3 protein-coding genes are annotated in these 2,017 nt (G+C 72.1%); all 3 read right to left on the bottom strand.

All coding sequences use genetic code 11. From position 1 onward, the window contains the following. On the bottom strand, positions 1-1,272 hold a 1,272-nt coding region (locus ACI79Y_RS19630), incomplete at its 3' end, for an LGFP repeat-containing protein (protein WP_457160099.1). Beyond that, positions 1,269-1,640: a hypothetical protein gene (locus ACI79Y_RS19625; RefSeq protein WP_457160098.1), complete on the bottom strand. Its 372-nt coding sequence runs from the start codon at positions 1,638-1,640 to the stop codon at positions 1,269-1,271. The genes ACI79Y_RS19630 and ACI79Y_RS19625, both read right to left, overlap by 4 nt. 206 nt (positions 1,641-1,846) lie before the next feature. Further along, a complete protein-coding gene (locus ACI79Y_RS19620; protein WP_457160100.1) occupies positions 1,847-2,008 on the bottom strand; it encodes an LGFP repeat-containing protein in 162 nt (53 codons plus the stop codon). Positions 2,009-2,017: the final 9 nt, after the last annotated feature.

Here is a 2,017-nt window from a genome sequence, read left to right as displayed (position 1 = left end):
CTGGTCCACCACCGGATACCCCAACGAGCCGTACTCCCAGCCCGACACACCCCACCGATCCCGCACCGCACCCGACACCACGTGCGCACCCGAGGACTGCGACCAGTACACCGACCCCCGCTGGAAGGCCTGGAAGCAGCCACCGGAGGTGAGCCCGCACGCGGCGTCCTGGACGGGGTACCCGAGGGCCCCGCCCTCCCAGCCGGTGCTGCCCCACTTGTCCCGGACGGCGCCGTTGAGCACGATCCGGGCCCCGGTCGCCTGCGACCAGTAGATCGACCCGTGCGCGTACGCCTGCAGGCATCCACCGCCGGCCAGACCGCAGGCGACGCCGTCCCGGATCGCCCCGAGCGGACCGGTCGCACCACCGGTAGCCGCGTACCGGCCGGTGACCTGGGCGGCGCCGGGGACCTGGGTGGAGCCGAACCAGTCGGTGTAGTAGATCCAGAAGTTCCGGTTGCCGTAGGCGGAGCACCCGTCACCCGTGCCCGAGCCGGCACGGAGCGCGGCGTCGTTGGGCTGGTAGGGGGTGTAGTTGTACAGGCCCGCGGTCGCCTGGTTCTCGATGAAGACCGGAGAGCTCCCGCAGGCGGTCTCCACGTCGTACCGCACGTTGTTGACGATGCCGACCTTGTGGTTGTAGCGGTGGGCCTCCACCACGTAGTTCCGGTACTGCCAGGCGGCGCTGTAGAGCTGGTTGAACAGGTGCGCGTACTTCGGGTCGCACGGCTTGGTGTCCGGGCAGCCGAAGCCCATCGCCTTCTCGTACCGGGTCACGGTCAGCTTGTCGCCGCTGAGGGTGACCAGCCCCTGCTCCTTCTGCAGGATCACCAGCAGCACCCGCTGGCTGATGCCGCAGGCCTTGCCGACCTTGGCGATGATCGTGGCGGCCGACTCCGCCGGGGCGCCGACATAGGTGCCGGGGCAGCGCGAGTCGGCGGGCCGGGTGTCGGTGTCCTGGGTGGCGTTCTTCAGGCACGGCACCCCGGCCGACGACGGCTTGCAGTTCGGGTTCTTGCTCTGCAGGAACGTCTGCACGTCGGCTGCCGACATCGCGTTGCCGTCGTAGAAGAGCTGGTCGCTGATGATGTTGCCGGCCCGGAACTGGGAGGTGTCCGCCGCCTCGACCAGCGCGGTCGGGACGGCGGTCGACCCGGGCCCGGTCAGCAGGCCGGCGAGGCCGACCGCCGCACACGCCACCGCGAGCAGACCGAGGCCCACCCGCCGGCCCCCCGGCCACCGGCGCGGGGCGGACTGCGTTCCCCCGGTCATCCGGCCACCTCCACCGGCAGCTGCTCCGACGTCCCCGACCCGCTGCCCGATGCGTACTCCAGCACCGCGGTCCACGTGCCCGGCCGCAGTTCACCGCCTGGCACCGAGAGCTCGGGGCAGCTGGTGGTGCTGGCGTCGAGCTGTCCACTGCCGGTCGCCGTCACCTCCGCGGCTCCCTGGGTCAGGACCAGGGTGCACGTGCCGCCGTCCTCGACCAGCGGGCTCACGAAGCCCGCCGCCAGCACCGCGCCGGCGGCCTCGTCCCAGTAGGCGTAGGTCAGCACCACGTCGGTCGCGGACGGGCGCTCCGGGTCGGTCGCCACCGGCGCGTCGGGGTCGGTCACCGCACCGTCCCGGGGTTCGCTCACCTGGACTCCCTCGGCTGCGCCGGTGGGGACGGGCTCGGCCACCTGCTCACCGCTGCCGGTAGAGCAGCCACTCACTGCCAGCAGCCCGGCGGCGACGAAGGCACTGGGTCGGCGCAGGCCGGGGAACACGGAACAACAGCTCATGGCAGGCCCTTCGATCACGCTCTGGAACGGGCGTCGGCTGGTGGGGAGGTCACACCGCTCGGTCACCGTACGGTCACGACGGCACGACCGGTTGCAGTCGACACGCTGATCGAGCCGCCCTGGAAGGTCCACCGGGTGCCGCCGGTCACCTTCGTGCCGCCCGAGGTCGGGTAGCCGAGCCGGCCGGTCTCCCAGCCGGTGGCGGCCCAGGCGTCGCGGACCACGGTGGGCAG

The sequence above is a fragment of the Modestobacter sp. SYSU DS0875 genome, assembly GCF_054050915.1.
The sequence above is the reverse complement of the archived record's forward strand: the minus strand, read 5'-3'. Positions and strand labels throughout refer to the sequence as shown.